At 67.2% G+C, this 14,874-nt stretch carries 15 protein-coding genes; 12 read left to right on the top strand and 3 right to left on the bottom strand.

Annotated features, from left to right (window positions below):
* Positions 1-191, bottom strand: a 191-nt coding sequence (locus V0R59_RS31230) for a hypothetical protein (RefSeq protein WP_330078013.1), incomplete at its 3' end; no start/stop codon positions are given.
* A gap of 109 nt (positions 192-300) precedes the next feature.
* Between V0R59_RS31230 and V0R59_RS31225 the strand changes: the two genes are divergently transcribed.
* The 11 genes from V0R59_RS31225 (at position 301) to V0R59_RS31175 (ending at position 10,846) form a co-directional block, all read left to right on the top strand.
* Entirely contained in the window at positions 301-1,197 is an 897-nt protein-coding gene (locus V0R59_RS31225) for a VOC family protein (RefSeq protein WP_330078014.1), read from the top strand.
* Positions 1,198-1,200: 3 nt separating this feature from the next.
* On the top strand, positions 1,201-2,076 hold the full coding sequence (locus tag V0R59_RS31220; RefSeq protein WP_330078015.1) for a CoA transferase subunit A: 876 nt from the start codon (positions 1,201-1,203) through the stop codon (positions 2,074-2,076).
* A 36-nt stretch (positions 2,077-2,112) separates the two neighbouring features.
* Complete coding sequence (locus V0R59_RS31215) at positions 2,113-2,910, top strand: CoA-transferase subunit beta (protein ID WP_330078016.1); 798 nt, start codon at positions 2,113-2,115, stop codon at positions 2,908-2,910.
* Between the two features lie 16 nt (positions 2,911-2,926).
* Positions 2,927-3,844, top strand: coding sequence for an enoyl-CoA hydratase (locus V0R59_RS31210; protein WP_330078017.1), 918 nt, complete (start codon positions 2,927-2,929; stop codon positions 3,842-3,844).
* Positions 3,841-4,944, top strand: coding sequence for an NAD(P)H-dependent flavin oxidoreductase (locus tag V0R59_RS31205; RefSeq protein WP_330078018.1), 1,104 nt, complete (start codon positions 3,841-3,843; stop codon positions 4,942-4,944). Before V0R59_RS31210 ends, V0R59_RS31205 begins: the two co-directional genes overlap by 4 nt.
* Complete coding sequence (locus V0R59_RS31200; protein ID WP_330078019.1) at positions 4,941-5,693, top strand: enoyl-CoA hydratase family protein; 753 nt, start codon at positions 4,941-4,943, stop codon at positions 5,691-5,693. The genes V0R59_RS31205 and V0R59_RS31200 overlap by 4 nt, the downstream gene beginning before the upstream one ends.
* 161 nt (positions 5,694-5,854) lie before the next feature.
* Positions 5,855-7,000 carry an acyl-CoA dehydrogenase family protein gene (locus tag V0R59_RS31195; protein ID WP_330078020.1) on the top strand — a complete coding sequence of 382 codons (1,146 nt, stop codon included), beginning with the start codon at positions 5,855-5,857 and terminating at the stop codon, positions 6,998-7,000.
* Between the two features lie 9 nt (positions 7,001-7,009).
* Complete coding sequence (locus V0R59_RS31190; protein ID WP_330078021.1) at positions 7,010-8,068, top strand: acyl-CoA dehydrogenase family protein; 1,059 nt, start codon at positions 7,010-7,012, stop codon at positions 8,066-8,068.
* Positions 8,069-8,071: 3 nt separating this feature from the next.
* Positions 8,072-9,223, top strand: a complete 1,152-nt coding sequence (locus V0R59_RS31185; RefSeq protein WP_330078022.1) for an acetyl-CoA C-acetyltransferase — start codon at positions 8,072-8,074, stop codon at positions 9,221-9,223.
* A 16-nt stretch (positions 9,224-9,239) separates the two neighbouring features.
* Positions 9,240-10,118 (top strand): SDR family oxidoreductase, encoded by an 879-nt coding sequence (locus V0R59_RS31180; protein ID WP_330078023.1) that lies wholly within the window; start codon positions 9,240-9,242, stop codon positions 10,116-10,118.
* A gap of 113 nt (positions 10,119-10,231) precedes the next feature.
* Positions 10,232-10,846: a hypothetical protein gene (locus V0R59_RS31175; RefSeq protein WP_330078024.1), complete on the top strand. Its 615-nt coding sequence runs from the start codon at positions 10,232-10,234 to the stop codon at positions 10,844-10,846.
* Positions 10,847-10,883: 37 nt separating this feature from the next.
* On the opposite strand, the gene V0R59_RS31170 is transcribed toward V0R59_RS31175, so the two are convergent.
* The gene (locus V0R59_RS31170) at positions 10,884-12,035 is read right to left on the bottom strand and encodes an acyl-CoA dehydrogenase family protein (RefSeq protein ID WP_330078025.1); all 1,152 of its coding nucleotides are present in this window, start codon (positions 12,033-12,035) and stop codon (positions 10,884-10,886) included.
* Positions 12,036-12,051: 16 nt separating this feature from the next.
* The gene (locus V0R59_RS31165; RefSeq protein WP_330078026.1) at positions 12,052-13,137 is read right to left on the bottom strand and encodes an enoyl-CoA hydratase/isomerase family protein; all 1,086 of its coding nucleotides are present in this window, start codon (positions 13,135-13,137) and stop codon (positions 12,052-12,054) included.
* A 340-nt stretch (positions 13,138-13,477) separates the two neighbouring features.
* On the opposite strand from V0R59_RS31165, the gene V0R59_RS31160 reads away from it, so the two are divergent.
* On the top strand, positions 13,478-14,659 hold the full coding sequence (locus tag V0R59_RS31160; RefSeq protein WP_330078027.1) for a porin: 1,182 nt from the start codon (positions 13,478-13,480) through the stop codon (positions 14,657-14,659).
* Positions 14,660-14,874 lie beyond the last annotated feature (215 nt).

Here is a 14,874-nt window from a genome sequence, read left to right as displayed (position 1 = left end):
TAGGGCCGGATGCAGGAGCAGGCGTTTTTGGTTACTTTTGCCGCCCAGCAAAAGTGACCCGCCGTAAAGGCGGAAGGAGCCGGCGCAGTCGCCGCAGGTAACGGATAAGCTCGCAGCACCAGCACCAGCACCAGCACCAGCACCAGCACCAGCACGAAGAGAAGATGATGCGTAGATACCCATGCCGGCATCAGGGCCGCCTGTACGGCCGATCCGCGTAGTCTCAACGGACGATGATGCCCCTCGCGCTGCTGCGCACAATGACCTCGATACCGAATTCCGCCATCGAGGACCAAGGGCATGATCGAGATTCGTGGGTTGAGCTATTTCGTCGCGCAGATCGAAAACCTCAGCCAGTGGCAGCGCTACGCCGAGGACGTGCTCGGCATGCAGACCCGGCCGGCGCCCCAGGGCGGGCTGTACGTGAAGATGGACGAGCGCCCGTTCCGCATGCTTGTCGTCGAGGGCGACCGTCCGTGCTACCTGGCCTCCGGCTGGGAGCTGGCCTCGGAGCCGGCGTTCGCCGCGGCCCTGCGCCACCTCGACGCCCAGGGCGTGGAATGGCAGGCCGGCAGCGCGGCAGAGATCGAGCAGCGCGGCGTGCAGGCCATGGCCGTCATCACCGACCCGTCCGGCAACTGCCATGAGTTGAGCTGGGGGCATCGTTCCGACTGCCAGCCGTTCGTTTCGCCGCAAGGCGTGCCGCGCTTCATCACCGGCGACATGGGCCTGGGCCACACGGTGCTGCCGGCGCCGAACTTCGACGCCACCCTGGCCTTTGCCCGCGACGTGCTCGGCTTCGGCCTGTCGGACATCTTCAACTTCCGCCCGGACCCTTCGGCACCGCCGGTGCGCATCCACTTCCTGCACTGCGGCAACGCCCGTCACCACAGCCTCGCCCTGGCCGAGTACCCGGTGCCGTCCGGCTGCGTGCACGTGATGGTGGAGGTCGATTCGATGACCGAGGTCGGCCGTGCCCACGACCGCCACCAGGCCCAGGGCGTGAAGCTCTCGGCCACCCTCGGCCAGCACCTCAACGACCGCATGACCAGCTTCTACATGCAGACCCCGTCCGGCTTCGACCTGGAGTACGGCTTCGGCGGCCTGCAGGTGGACTGGGCAGCGCATTCGGCCTTCGAGTTCACCCGCGTGAGCATCTGGGGTCACGATTTTTCCGTCGGCCAGCAAGGAGCCTGAACGATGAACAAGCAACTCACGGCCGCCGATGCGGTGGCCAGCCTGCGCGATGGCATGACCATCGGCTTCGGTGGCTGGGGCCCGCGGCGCAAGCCGATGGCGATCGTCCGCGAGATCCTGCGCTCGCAGGTCAAGGACCTCACCGTGGTCGCCTATGGCGGCCCGGAGGTCGGCATGCTCTGTGCCGCCGGCAAGGTACGCAAGCTGGTGTTCGGCTTTGCCACCCTCGATGCGATCCCGCTGGAGCCGTACTACCGCAAGGCTCGTGAAGCCGGCGAGCTGGAGCTGATGGAGCTGGACGAAGGCATGTTCCAGTGGGGCCTGCGCGCCGCCGGCATGCGCCTGCCGTTCCTGCCGACCCGCTGCGGCCTGGCCACCGATGTGGCGCGGCTCAATCCCGATATCAAGCAGATCCGTTCGCCCTATGACGACGGCGAGGTGCTGCTGGCCATGCCGGCGCTGAACCTGGACGTGGCGTTCCTGCACGTGAATGTCGCCGACCGCCTGGGCAACTGCCTGGTCACCGGTCCCGATCCGTACTTCGACCATCTGTTCGCCCGGGCGGCGCAGCAGTGCTTCGTCTCCTGCGAGGAAATCGAGGAGCGCCTGGCCCTGACCGCAGAGCAGGCGCGCTGCAACACCTTCGAGCGCTACCTGGTGACCGGCGTGGTCCACGCGCCGCTGGGTGCCCATCCGACCTCCTGCCCGAGCGACTACGGCTGGGACCTAGAGCACCTCAAGCGCTACGTCGCCAGTGCCAGCGAGGAGGGCGGCTGGCAGCGCTATGTCGAGACCTACGTGAGCGCTGGCGAGTCTGCCTACCAGGAGCAGAACGGTGGTCCCGCACGCATGGCTTCCTTGCCGTTGCCGGTTTTCTGAGCGCGACGCAGCCCAACGATTGATGAGGAAACAACAATGTCCGCCACCTGTGATTTCACCCTCGCCGAACTGCTGATCGTCGCCGCGTCCGAGGCCTGGCGCGGCAATGGCGAGGTCATCGCCTCGGGCCTCGGGGTGATCCCGCGCCTGGGCGCGAGCCTGGCCAAGCTGACCCACAGCCCGGAACTGCTGATGACCGACAGCGAGGCCTTCCTCGTCGAAGAGCCGGTACCCCTGGGCCCGCGCGGCGATCATCAGCCGCGCTACTCGGGCTACATGTCCTTCGAACGGGTCTTCGAATGCGTCTGGGGCGGGCGTCGCCACGCCATGATCGGCCCGACCCAGGTCGACCGCTGGGGCCAGACCAACCTGTCCTGCGTCGGTGACTACCACAAGCCCAGAACCGCGATCCTCGGCGTGCGCGGCCTGCCGGGCAACAGCATCAACCACCTCAACTCGTTCTTCGTGCCGAGCCACAACACCCGGGTCTTCGTCAGCGGCGAAGTGGACATGGTCTCCGGCGTCGGCTTCAAGGCCGAGCGCTGGCCGGAAGGGGCACGCCGTGACCTGATGGATATCCGCCGGGTGGTCAGCGACCTCTGCGTCATGGATTTCGACGGTCCGGACCGCGCCCCGCGAGTGCGCAGCCTGCACCCCGGGGTGAGTTTCGAACAGGTGCAGGACAACACCGGCTTTCCGCTGCTCAAGGCCCCGGAACTGGGCGAAACCGCGCACCCGAACGCCGAGCAGCTGGCGATCATCCGCCGTCTCGACCCCCACGGCCTGCGCGCCAGCGCGCTGAAGGGCAATCCACCCGGCATCCGCACCGCCTGAGACAAGGACCGCGATCATGCACGACAGCGACAGCGAATTCGTCGTCCGCGAGGACAGGTCGGCCTACGAGACCGACACGCCGGTGCTCTACAGCGTCGCCGAGGGCATCGCCAGCGTCACCCTGAACCGCCCCAACTTCAACAACGCGCAGAACTCGCAGATGACCTACGCCCTCGACGCCGCCCTGCGCCGGGCGGTGGACGACGACGGGGTGAAGGTCATCGTCCTGCGCGGCGCCGGCCGGCATTTCTCGGCGGGCCACGATATCGGCACGCCGGGGCGCGATATCGACAGGAGCTTCGAGCGCGCCCACCTGTGGTGGGACCACACCAACAAGCCTGGCGGCGAGCAGCTGTACGCCCGTGAACAGGAGGTCTACCTGGGCATGTGCCGGCGCTGGCGCGAGTTGCCCAAGCCGACCATCGCCATGGTCCAGGGCGCCTGCGTGGCCGGCGGGCTGATGCTGGCCTGGGTGTGCGACCTGATCGTCGCCAGCGACGACGCGTTCTTCCAGGACCCGGTGGTGCGCATGGGCATTCCGGGGGTGGAATACTTCGCCCATCCCTATGAGCTGAACCCGCGCATTGCCAAGGAATTCCTCTTCTGCGGCGAGCGCATGAGCGCCGAGCGCGCCTACCAGATGGGCATGCTCAACCGCGTGGTGCCGCGCGAGGAACTGGAAGCCGCCACCTACGCCATGGCCGCCAGCATCGCCCGCCAGCCGCGCATGGGCCTGGCCCTGACCAAGCAGGCGATCAACCATGTCGAGGACCTGCAGGGCAAGCGCAGTGCCATGGACGCCGCCTTTGCCTGGCATCACTTCGCCCATGCGCACAACGAACTGCTGTCCGGCGACAAGCTCGGCGGCTTCGATGCCAAGGGCATGGCCCGGGCCAACAAGCAGGCGGCCAGCGCCGCGGGTGAGGGCGCATGAGCGGCTGGCTGGACACACCCTTGACCGCGGCCCTGGGCTGCCGTTACCCGATCGTGCAGACCGCCATGGGTTGGGTCGCCGATGCCAACCTGGTGATCGCCAGCACCCGCGCCGGAGGCTTTGGCTTCCTGGCCGGGGCGACCATCGCCGCCGATGAGCTGGAAGGCGAGATCCGCAAGGTGATCGACGCCACCGGCGGCAGCAACTTCGGCCTCAATTTCCATATGTTCCAGGACAACGCCGCGCAGTGCGTCGACCTGGCGATCGCCTACCGCCTGCGTGCGGTGAGCTACGGCCGCGGCCCGGACAAGGCGACCATCGCCCGCTTCAAGGCCGCCAGGGTGCTGTGCATCCCCACCGTCGGTGCGCTCAAGCATGCGCTGAAGGCCCAGGAGCTGGGCGCCGACCTGATCACCATCCAGGGCGGCGAGGGCGGCGGGCATACCGGTGGCGTGCCGAGCTCGATCCTCCTGCCCCAGGTGCTCGACGCGGTGAAGGTGCCGGTGATCGCTGCCGGTGGCTTCGCCAGCGGTCGAGGCCTGGCCTCGGCGCTGGCCGCCGGTGCGGCGGGGATCGCCATGGGCACCCGGTTCCTGATGACCCGCGAGTCGCCCACGCCTGCCGCGACCCTGGAACGCTACCTGAAGGTCAGCGATCCGCAGCAGGTACGGGTGACCACGGCGGTGGACGGCATGCGCCACCGCATGATCGACAACCCCTTCATCAACCGCCTGGAAAAGGCCGGCCCCTTCGGCCGCCTGGCTATCTCCCTGGGCAGTGCCTGGCAGTGGAAGCAGCACACCGGCATGAGCCTGGGGCATATGGCCGGGGTGTTCCTGCGTGCGCTGCGGGAAGACCCGGCGGCGCTGTCCCAGGTGGTCATGGCGGCCAACCAGCCGGTGCTGCTGCAGCGCTCCATGGTCGACGGCAGGCCCGACGAAGGCATCCTGCCCAGCGGCCAGGTGGCGGCGGCCATCGGTGAACTGCTCAGTTGCCAGCAGGTGATCGAAGGCATCGCCCGCGAGGCCGAGCAGTGCCTCGACGCCCTGGCAACGCGCCGTTCAACCCCATATTCCGTTCCTCTTGGAGAAGCCCTGTGAGCCAGGCATTCAGCACGCAACTAGAGCTGGGGGTCGCCGAACTGGTGATCGCCAAACCCCCGGTCAACGCCCTCGACAGCCAGGAATGGCAGGCCCTGGCCCGTGAGATCGACAGCCTTGGCGCCAACCCCGAGGTCCGCGTCATCGTCATCCGTGCCGAAGGTCGCGGCTTCTGCGCCGGCGTCGATATCAAGGAGCTGGATGCCCATCCCGAGCGCATCGTCGAAGTCAATGCCGGCAACTACAACACCTTCAAGGCCGTGCATCGCTGCCCGGTCCCGGTGATCGTCGCCGTGCACGGTTTCGTCCTGGGCGGCGGCATCGGCATCACCGGCGCGGCGGACATCGTCGTTGCCGCCGAGTGCGCGACCTTTGCCCTGCCGGAAGTGGACCGTGGCGCCATGGGCGGCGGTGCGCACCTGCAGCGCCTGTTCCCGCTGCAGAAGGTGCGCTACCTGTTCTTCACGGGTGACCGGATCGGGGCTCGCGAAGCCATGCAGTACGGCTTCATCGAGCGCCTGGTAAGCAAGGAGCAACTGCGCGAGACCGCCCTGGACATCGCTGCGCGCATCGCGGCGAAAAGCCCGGGGATGATCCGCATTGCCAAGGAGGCACTCAACGGCATCGAGGACGGCAACCTGGAAGACAAGTACCGCTGGGAGCAGGGCTTCACCCTGCAGGCGTACACCAGTCCGGACTCGGCGGAAACCCGGCGGGCCTTCGTGGAAAAACGCGAGGCGAAATTCTGATTCCCGGCGTGCCCCGCGAACCTGTGGGAGCGGGTTCACCCGCGATTGCGAGAGTGAATTCACCGATGTCATCGCGGGTAAACCCGCTCCCACAGGGTCCGCGGGGCACAGGGGATCGCGTCGAACCATCTGTTAGTCAAGTTTTGGTCCAAGAGGGCGCCATGCAACTGACCTATACCCCCAAGCAACAAGCCTTCCGCGCCGAAGCCAGGGCCTGGCTGGCGGACAACCTGCCGCGCGAGCCGCTGGCCAGCTACGACACCCGCGAGGGCTTCGAGCAGCACCGCGCCTGGGAAGCGAAACTCTTCGACAGCCGCTGGTCCATGGTCATGTGGCCCGCCGAGCTGGGCGGGCGCGGCTGCGACCTGATCGAGTGGCTGATCTTCGAAGAGGAATACTACGGCGCCGGCGCGCCGATGCGCGTCAACCAGAACGGCCAGCTGCTGCTCGGCCCGACCCTGATGGAGTTCGGCACCGAGGCCCAGAAAAAGCACTTCCTGCCACGCATGGCGGCGAGCATCGACATGTGGGCGCAGGGCTGGTCGGAGCCCAACGCCGGCTCGGACATGGCCGCGATCACCAGCAAGGCCGTGCGCGACGGCGATCACTATGTGCTCAACGGCCAGAAGACCTGGTCGACCCGCGCCATCTTCGCCGACTGGCTGTTCGGCCTGTTCCGCAGCGAGCCGGGCTCCACCCGCCACCACGGCCTGTCGTTCCTGATGGTGCCGCTGGACGCCCCCGGCGTGAACATCCGCCCGATCAAGGCGTTGAACGGCAAGGACGCCTTCGCCGAGGTGTTCTTCGACGATGTGCGTGTGCCCGTAGGCAACCTGATCGGCGCCGAAGGGCAGGGCTGGCACGTGGCGATGGCCACCGCCGGCTTCGAGCGCGGCCTGCTGCTGCGCTCGCCGGCGCGCTTCCAGCACACCGCGCGCAAGCTGGTGGAGCTGTTCAAGGCCTCGCCCGAAGCTGCCGGGCGCGACCCGAGCCTGCGCGACGCGGTCATGGACTGCTGGATGGGCGCCGAGGCCTACGCCTTGTCCGCCTACCACACCGTCGGCCGCCTCGGCCGGGGCGAGCAGATCGGTGCCGAGTCGAGCATCAACAAGATCATCTGGTCCGAACTCGACCTGAAGATGCACGAGACCGCCATGCGCCTGCTGGGCGCCCGTGGCGAGCTGCGCGACACGCCGGGGGGCTGGCTGGAGGGCTTCCTGTTCGCCCAGTCCGGGCCGATCTACGCCGGCACCAACGAGATCCAGCGCAACATCATCGCCGAGCGCATGCTCGGCCTGCCGAAGTAAGGAGCGGCCATGGACTTCACTTTCAACGATGACCAGCTCGCCTTCCGCGAGGCCATCAGCCGCTTCCTGATGACCGAGGCGGCGCCGGAGATGCTCCGCGAGATCTGGGAGACCGACGCCGGCCGCTCACCGGACCTGCGCAACAAGATCGCCGCCCAGGGCCTCACCGCGCTGTCGATCCCGGAGGAGGACGGCGGCCTGGGCATGGACGACGTGGCCTGGGCCTTGATGACCCAGGAACTGGGTTACTACGCGATTCCCGATTCCCTGGCCGACACTGCCTATGTCGCCGTCGGCCTGCTGGCCGGGCTGCCAACGGGGCATGCCGCGCGCAGCAGCCTGTTGCCGCGCATCGCCGAGGGCAGCCTGCGCCTGGCCATCGGCCATCCGGTCAATCCGCGGGTCAGCGACGCGCACCTGGCCGAGGTGCTGATCCTTTGCCATGGCGACCAGGTCCACCTGCTGCCACGGGCGGCGGTGGAAGTGTGCAACCAGGCGAGCATCGACGCCTCGCGGCGCCTGGGCCAGGTGAGCTGGAACCCCTCGGCGGCGACCTTGCTGGCCGGTGGCGAGCAGGGCCGCGCGTTGCAGGCGCAACTGCTGGATCGCGGCGCCCTGTCGGTGGCCGGGCAGTCGCTCGGCCTGGCGCAGCGCATGCTCGACCTGTCGGTGGACTACGTGGCCCAGCGCAAGCAGTTCGGCAAGCCGATCGGCAGCTTCCAGGCGGTCAAGCACCACCTGGCCGATGTCGCCCGGCACATCGAGCAGGCCAAGCCGGTGCTGTACCGCGCCGCCCATGGCCTGGCCCGTGGCGATGCCTCGGCCTCGCTGTGGGTTTCGCAGGCGCGCCTGGCCTGCTGCGAAGCCAGCTGGATCGCCGCGCGCAAGGGTATCCAGGTGCATGGCGCCATGGGTTACACCTGGGAAGTCGACCTGCAGATGTTCATGAAGCGCGCCTGGGCGCTGGACGCCTCCTGGGGCGATCGCGGTTTCCACAAATCCCGTGTCGGCGAGTACCTGTTCGCCGATGGCACCCGGCTGGGGCCGGGCCACACCTTCGAGGACTGATCCATGCCCGAGGCTTATATCGTCGATGCCCTGCGCAGCCCCACCGGCAAGCGCAAGGGCGCCTTGTCCGAGGTGCACGCCATCGACCTTGGCGCCCAGGTGCTCAAGGCCCTGGTGCAACGCAATGCGATCCCGCCGGAAGACTACGACGACGTGATCTTCGGTTGCGTCGATACCATCGGCGCCCAGGCCGGAGACATCGCCCGCACCAGCTGGCTGGCAGCCGGCCTGCCGCTGACGGTGCCGGGCACCACGGTGGACCGCCAGTGCGGCTCGTCGCAGCAGGCCGTGCACTTCGCCGCCCAGGCGGTGATGAGCGGGACCCAGGACGTGGTCGCCGTCGGCGGCGTGCAGACCATGACCCGCATCCCGATTTCCTCGGCGATGCTGGCCGGGCAGGCGCTGGGCTTCCCCGACCCGTTCTCCGGCAGTCGCCTGTGGCGCCAGCGCTTCGGCACGCAGCCGGTGGACCAGTTCTATGCCGCGCAGCGCATCGCCGATCACTGGCAGATCAGCCGCGAGCAGATGGAAGCCTTCGCCCTGGAAAGCCACCGGCGCGCGCTGGCGGCCCGGGAAAGCGGGCGTTTCGCCCGGGAAATCGTCGCCTGCGAGGGCCTGGCCGAGGACGAGACACCGCGCCAGACCAGCCTGGCGAAAATGGCCGAGCTGCAGCCGGTGGACCCACGTTTCCCGTCGATCACCGCAGCGGTGTCGAGCCAGACCTGCGATGCCTCGGCGGCGTTGCTGGTGGTCTCTGAGGCAGCGCTGAAGCGCTACGACCTGACCCCGCGGGCGCGCATCCATTACCTGACGGTGATGGGCGACGATCCGATCTGGCACCTCACCGCGCCCATCGCCGCGACCCGCCGCGCCCTGCAGCGCGCCGGGATGCGCATGGACCAGATCGACCGGGTCGAGATCAACGAGGCCTTCGCCTCGGTGGTGATGGCCTGGGCCAAGGAGCTCGACTACGACCCGGCGCGCACCAACGTCAATGGCGGCGCCATCGCCCTCGGCCACCCGCTGGGCGCCACCGGCGCGCGGCTGATGACCACGCTGCTCAACGAGCTGGAGTGCAGCGGCGGGCGCTACGGCCTGCAGACCATGTGCGAAGGCGGCGGCCAGGCCAACGTCACCCTTATCGAACGTCTTTGAAACAAGGAGTCAATCCATGGCTATCTGTAACGGCCGCACGGTGATCATCACCGGTGCCGGCGGCGGCCTCGGCCGCGCCTACGCCCTGGCCTTCGCGGCCGAGGGTGCCAATGTGGTGATCAACGATATCCGCGCCGAGGCGGCGCAGGATGTCGCCGGCGAGATCGTCGCCAGCGGTGGCCGGGCCATCGCCAGCAGCGACGACATCACCACCCTGGACAGCGCCCAGCGCATCGTCGACGCCGCCCTGGCGGCGTTCGGCGAGGTGCATGTGCTGGTCAACAATGCCGGGGTGCTGCGCGACCGCATGTTCATCAGCCTGTCCGAGGAAGACTGGGACCTGGTGATGCGCGTGCACCTCAAGGGGCATTACTGCCTGGCCAATATCCTCGGCCGGCGCTGGCGCGACCTGGCCAAGGCCGGCACGCCGGTGGCGGCGCGGATCATCAACACCAGTTCGGGGGCCGGCTTGCAGGGCTCCATCGGCCAGTCCAACTACTCGGCAGCCAAGGGCGGCATCGCCTCGTTGACCCTGGTGCAGGCGGCGGAGCTGGCGCGCTACGGCGTCACCGCCAACGCCCTGGCCCCGGCGGCGCGCACCGCGATGACCGAGAGCGCCATGCCCGAGGTGGTCAAGCGCCCCGAGGACGGCAGCTTCGATGCCTGGGCGCCGGAGAATGTCGCGCCGCTGGTGGTGTGGCTGGGCAGCGAATTGTCCGCCAAGGTCACCGGGCAGGTGTTCGAGAGCCAGGGCGGGCGGATTTCCCTGGGCGATGGCTGGCGCACCGGGGTCACCCGGGACAAGGGTGCGGCGTGGCGGGTGGAGGAGGTGGGGGCTGCGGTCGAGGCCATTCTTGCCGAAGCGCCGATGGCGCAGAAGGTCTGGGGCAGTTGACAGGGCTGCCGACCTGTCATTTCTGTCAGTTGTTGCCCTGTGCCCACGCTGTTTGAATCGAGGCGTCCCTGCATCGATGCACGGACGCCAACGCACGACAGGAGTGGAGCATCATGAGCAAGCAGAATCCGCAACCGCGAATCGGCCTGGGATTGTCCAGGACCGAGATGTATCCGCCACTCAATGGCGAGGAACGTACGATCTACGTCAGCACGCGCATTCGCGATGAGGCCGTGCAGTTCGATTTCACCGTCAACGGCGAGAGTGGCAGCTTCCCGGGCATCAGGCTGGATCGGTATTTCCAGGCCGCCAATCTGCTGATCGACAAGGCGTTCATCGCCAGCTACAGCGGCACCTGGCCGGTGCAGCTCAAGGTCCGCGCCTGGCAGGATGCCTTCGAAGAGAGCGCGACGCTGACCCTCTACGACACCCGCAACATGCAGGCCGTAAGGATGGAGGCGCGCCTGATTCCTTCCGACGTGGCACAGATCCCCCCGGCGGGCGAGACGACCCGGGTGTCGGTCGCTGCCACCTGCTACGACGGCAATGGCCTTGAACTGCCATACGATGAAGTTCCCCTCCAGATCGAGCCGAATCCGCCGGTAGCTGGCGTCGAGGTGCTCGGCAACAGGATCTTCGTCAGCTCCATGCCTCACGCCAGCCAGGTTCACCTGCGGGTGAGCGGTGCGGGGGCTAGCGACGATGCGACGTTGAACCTGGTGAAGTGATGGAGCAGCACGGGCCTGCGTGGCAGGCCCGTGCTCGTTACAACGGGTAGTGCTTCAGCTCGCGAGCGATCAGCATCCGCTGGATCTCGCTGGAACCCTCGTAGATCTGCGTGATCCGCGCATCCCGGTAGTACTTCTCCACCGGATAATCTTCCAGGTAGCCATACCCGCCATGCACCTGGATCGCCATGGAACACACCCGTTCGGCCATCTCCGAAGCGAACAGCTTGGCCTGCGACGCTTCGCTCAGGCACGGCTTGCCGGCCGTGCGCAGGCGCGCGGCGTGCAGGATCAGCAAGCGTGCGGCATTGATCTGCACCTGCATGTCGGCCAGCAGGTTGGCGATGCTCTGGTGTTCGTTGATCGGCTTGCCGAACTGGATGCGCTCGCGGGAATACACCAGCGCCGCCTCGAACGCCGCGCGGGCGATGCCCAGGGCCTGGGCGGCGATGCCGATGCGGCCGCCTTCGAGGTTGGACAGGGCAATGGCCAGCCCCTTGCCGCGCTCGCCGAGGATATTGGCCTCGGGGATCCGGCAGTCGTTCAGGGTCACCGCACAGGTATCGGAGGCGCGGATGCCCATCTTGTGCTCGCTGCGATCGACCACGAAGCCCGGGTTGTCGGTGGGCACGAGGAAGGCCGAGAGGCCTTTCTTGCCCGCGTCCGGATCGGTCACCGCGAAGACGATGGCCAGCCCGGCACGCCGGGCGTTGCTGGCGAACTGCTTGGCGCCGTTGATGACCCAGTGGCCCTCTATCAGTTCGGCGCGGGTGCGCAGGTTGTGTGCCTCGGACCCGGCCTGGGGCTCGGTCAGGCAGAAGCAGCCGATCACCTCGCCGGTGGCCAGGCGCGGCAGCCAGGTCTGTTGCTGTTCAGGTGTGCCGTAGGCCAGCAGCGGGCCGCAGCCCACTGAGTTGTGGATGCTCATCAGCGCCCCGGTGGCACCATCGCCGGCGGCGATCTCCTCCACGGCCAGGGCATAGGCGACGTAGTCGGTGTAGCTGCCGCCCCAGTCCTCGGGGACGACCATGCCGAGCAGGCCCAGCTCGCCCATCTTCGCCACCACGGTGCTGTCGATCCAGCCGGCCTGTTCCCAGGCCCGGGCATGGGGCGCGATCTCGCCACGGGCGAAGTCGCGGGCCATGTCGCGGATCATGATCTGTTCTTCAGTCAGTTCCAGGTCTTGCATGTGCGTGCTCCGGCCCTCAGAGGCCTTCGAAGAATTGCTCGACGCGCTCGCGGTCGAGGCCGGCGACGCTGGCAGGATTCCAGCGCGGCTGCTTGTCCTTGTCGATCAGCAGGGCCCGCACGCCTTCGATCAGGTCGCCGTGCTCGAACCATTGCCGGTCCAGGTGCAGTTCCATCCTGAAGCAGTCTTCCAGGCCCAGGTGCCGGCCCCGACGCAGCAGTTCCAGGGTCACCGCCATCGCCAGCGGCGAGCGGGTGTCCATCAGGCTGGCGGTCTTCAGCGCCCATTCATGGCTGTCGGCCACGGTCACGCTGCGCAGTTGTTCGACGATGCTGGCGACATCCGCCAGGGCGAAGAAATGGTCGATGGCCGGGCGCAACTCGGCCAGCGGCGGGTTGACCAGGGTCTGGCTGCCGAGGCGGGCGAGGGCGCCTTGCAGGTCCTTGAGCGGGTACTCGCCCCAGCTCAGCTGGTCGAGGTCCTGGTCCAGGGTGGCCAGCTTGTCGCTGTCCAGGTACCAGTCGGCGAGGCCGCAGTACAGGGCGTCGGCCGCCTGGATCTGCACGCCGGTCACCCCCAGGTAGGTGCCCAGTTCACCGGGAATGCGCGACAGGAAGTAGCTGCCGCCGACATCCGGGAAATAACCGATGCCCACCTCCGGCATCGCCAGGCGGCTGCGCTCGGTGACCACCCGCAGCTCGGCGCCCTGGGCCAGGCCCATGCCGCCACCGAGGCAGAAGCCGTCCATCAGGGCGACGATGGGCTTGCGGAAATGGTGGATGAACAGGTCGAGGTCGTATTCCTCGACGAAGAAGTCCCGGTGCAGGCTGGCACCGCTCTTGTAGCTGTCGTACAGCGAGCGGATATCACCGCCGGCGCAGAAGCCCTTGGGGCCTTCGCCGCGCAGGACCACGGCATGGATCTGCGGGTCGATGGCCCAGGCTTCGAGCTGCACACGCAGGTCGCGGACCATCTGCAGGGTCAGGGCATTGAGCCCGGCGGGGCGGTTGAGGGTGAGGTGGCCGATATGGTTGCGGACGTCGGCCCGTACCTGAGCGCTGTCCGCTTCGGAAGTGGCTGGTGCTTGAGCTTGCGCGGTCATCGCTGTCTCCCTGCTTTGTTATTGATTTTCCACATGAATTGTCGCGGCGTGGACTAAGGGTCAAGGATCGCCCGGATCGTATCAGTGCAAATTTGCCGAACTCAATCGACAAAATCGCAGTGGCAATCTGCATTTTTGCATGGGCAACCCCGACCTTCGGTCGTGCCTGTGACACTTTAGCCTTGTGACCCGCAGGCACAGGGGATTAGTTCCCATGACTGCCGCGCCCCGGGCCCCGGCCAAAGCAGCCCGGGATTGCGCCCAAGGCAGCGTAGGGCAGGGCGCACGGGCTTTCGATAATCGCCTCCGACAACCGTCCCCACCGTTCGCGGAGAGCGTCATGCACAAGAATAAGAATGCCAATGCCCGTTTCCTGCCGTTGTTGGCCGGCCTCGCCACTGTTGGCCTGGCCCCGCTGGCCCAGGCGGAAATCATGCTGTACGACAAGGATGAAACGACCTTTTCCACCGACGGCTACATCAACGCCTTCTACGTCAACAGCGACGTCGACCGTGAAGGCGAGCAGTACGACCGCCGCCAGTCCCGGGTGAAGATGGGCTTCCTGCCTAACTACCTGGGCTTCAACATGACCAAGCAGATGGGCGACCTGAAGCTTGGCGGTCGCGCGTCGTTCTGGGTGACGATCAACGACAGCGAGCAGAACGGCACCGACACGGCCATCGATGTCCGTCAGTTCTACGGCACCGTGGCCAATCCCGAGTGGGGCGAGGTCCTGATCGGCAAGGACTTCGGCCTGTTCGCCCGTTCCAACATCCTGCTCGACGAACTGCTGGCCGGCTATGGCCAGGTCAGCGACACCCTCGGCCTGGTGGACGGCGGCGGCGTGTCCTTCGGCAACATCGGCAGCGGCTACCCGTATCCGTTCCCGTCCTCGCAGATCACCTACCGCACGCCGGTGATGGACGGCCTGCGGGTCGCCGTGGGCATCCTCGATCCGGTGGACACCAACGACGACAGCGCGCTGGGCAAGGCCTACCAGAAGAACCCGCGCACCGAGAGCGAGATCACCTACCAGTTCGACCTGGGCGGGGCGAAGATCTACAGCTGGATCAACGGCAGCTACCAGACCTCGGAGAACACCGACCACAACGTCGACAGCGTTACCTCCAAGGGCCTGGGTTATGGCGTGCAGGCCAAGATGGGCGCGTTCTCCCTCACCGGCTCCGGCTTCACCGCCAAGGGCATCAACCCGTTCTTCACCAACAACGCCGGGGAAGCAACCCTGCGCGAGGTGGACAGCAAGGGTTACCTGGTGCAAGGCTCGTACACCTTCGGCAAGAACCGCCTGGCGTTGTCCTACGGCAAGACCAAGGATGACGGTAATGGCGCGGTGAACACCGGCGCCGACTACGAAACCCGCGGCATCGCCCTGTTCCACACCATCAACGACAACCTCAAGCTGGTGGCCGAGTACAACCAGTTCGAGATCAACGGCCACGAAGGCAGCGCACAGAACGAAGACACCGACACCCTGGCCCTGGGTGCCGTCCTCACCTGGTGAACCCCACCCACCGCGGGGCAGCGGTTTCCTGTCGGCAAGGCGCATCCTGCCGGCGGGGGATCGCTGTCCTGCGGTGGTCTTTCCGGCCTAATCGCTGCATGGGTATCTACACATCTCGGCCAAGCAAAGCGCGGACCCTGTGGGAGCGGGTTTACCCGCGATTGCCATGGTGAATTCACTACAGTAATCGCGGGTCAACCCCCGCCCCCCCCCGC

The organism is Pseudomonas ulcerans (genome assembly GCF_036324125.1).
Taxonomy (GTDB): Bacteria; Pseudomonadota; Gammaproteobacteria; order Pseudomonadales; family Pseudomonadaceae; genus Aquipseudomonas; species Aquipseudomonas ulcerans.
Note: the sequence above shows the minus strand (reverse complement) of the source record. Positions and strands in the feature narration are given on the sequence as shown.

Bases quoted from the DNA above. Each gene is read 5' to 3' on its own strand.
- V0R59_RS31195 (WP_330078020.1), top strand. From the start codon at position 5,855: ATGCAACTGACCTATACCCCCAAGCAACAAGCCTTCCGCGCCGAAGCC.
- V0R59_RS31180 (WP_330078023.1), top strand. From the start codon at position 9,240: ATGGCTATCTGTAACGGCCGCACGGTGATCATCACCGGTGCCGGCGGC.
- V0R59_RS31220 (WP_330078015.1), top strand. From the start codon at position 1,201: ATGAACAAGCAACTCACGGCCGCCGATGCGGTGGCCAGCCTGCGCGAT.
- V0R59_RS31225 (WP_330078014.1), top strand. From the start codon at position 301: ATGATCGAGATTCGTGGGTTGAGCTATTTCGTCGCGCAGATCGAAAAC.
- V0R59_RS31210 (WP_330078017.1), top strand. From the start codon at position 2,927: ATGCACGACAGCGACAGCGAATTCGTCGTCCGCGAGGACAGGTCGGCC.
- V0R59_RS31185 (WP_330078022.1), top strand. From the start codon at position 8,072: ATGCCCGAGGCTTATATCGTCGATGCCCTGCGCAGCCCCACCGGCAAG.
- V0R59_RS31190 (WP_330078021.1), top strand. From the start codon at position 7,010: ATGGACTTCACTTTCAACGATGACCAGCTCGCCTTCCGCGAGGCCATC.
- V0R59_RS31205 (WP_330078018.1), top strand. From the start codon at position 3,841: ATGAGCGGCTGGCTGGACACACCCTTGACCGCGGCCCTGGGCTGCCGT.
- V0R59_RS31165 (WP_330078026.1), bottom strand. From the start codon at position 13,137: ATGACCGCGCAAGCTCAAGCACCAGCCACTTCCGAAGCGGACAGCGCT.
- V0R59_RS31160 (WP_330078027.1), top strand. From the start codon at position 13,478: ATGCACAAGAATAAGAATGCCAATGCCCGTTTCCTGCCGTTGTTGGCC.
- V0R59_RS31215 (WP_330078016.1), top strand. From the start codon at position 2,113: ATGTCCGCCACCTGTGATTTCACCCTCGCCGAACTGCTGATCGTCGCC.
- V0R59_RS31170 (WP_330078025.1), bottom strand. From the start codon at position 12,035: ATGCAAGACCTGGAACTGACTGAAGAACAGATCATGATCCGCGACATG.
- V0R59_RS31175 (WP_330078024.1), top strand. From the start codon at position 10,232: ATGAGCAAGCAGAATCCGCAACCGCGAATCGGCCTGGGATTGTCCAGG.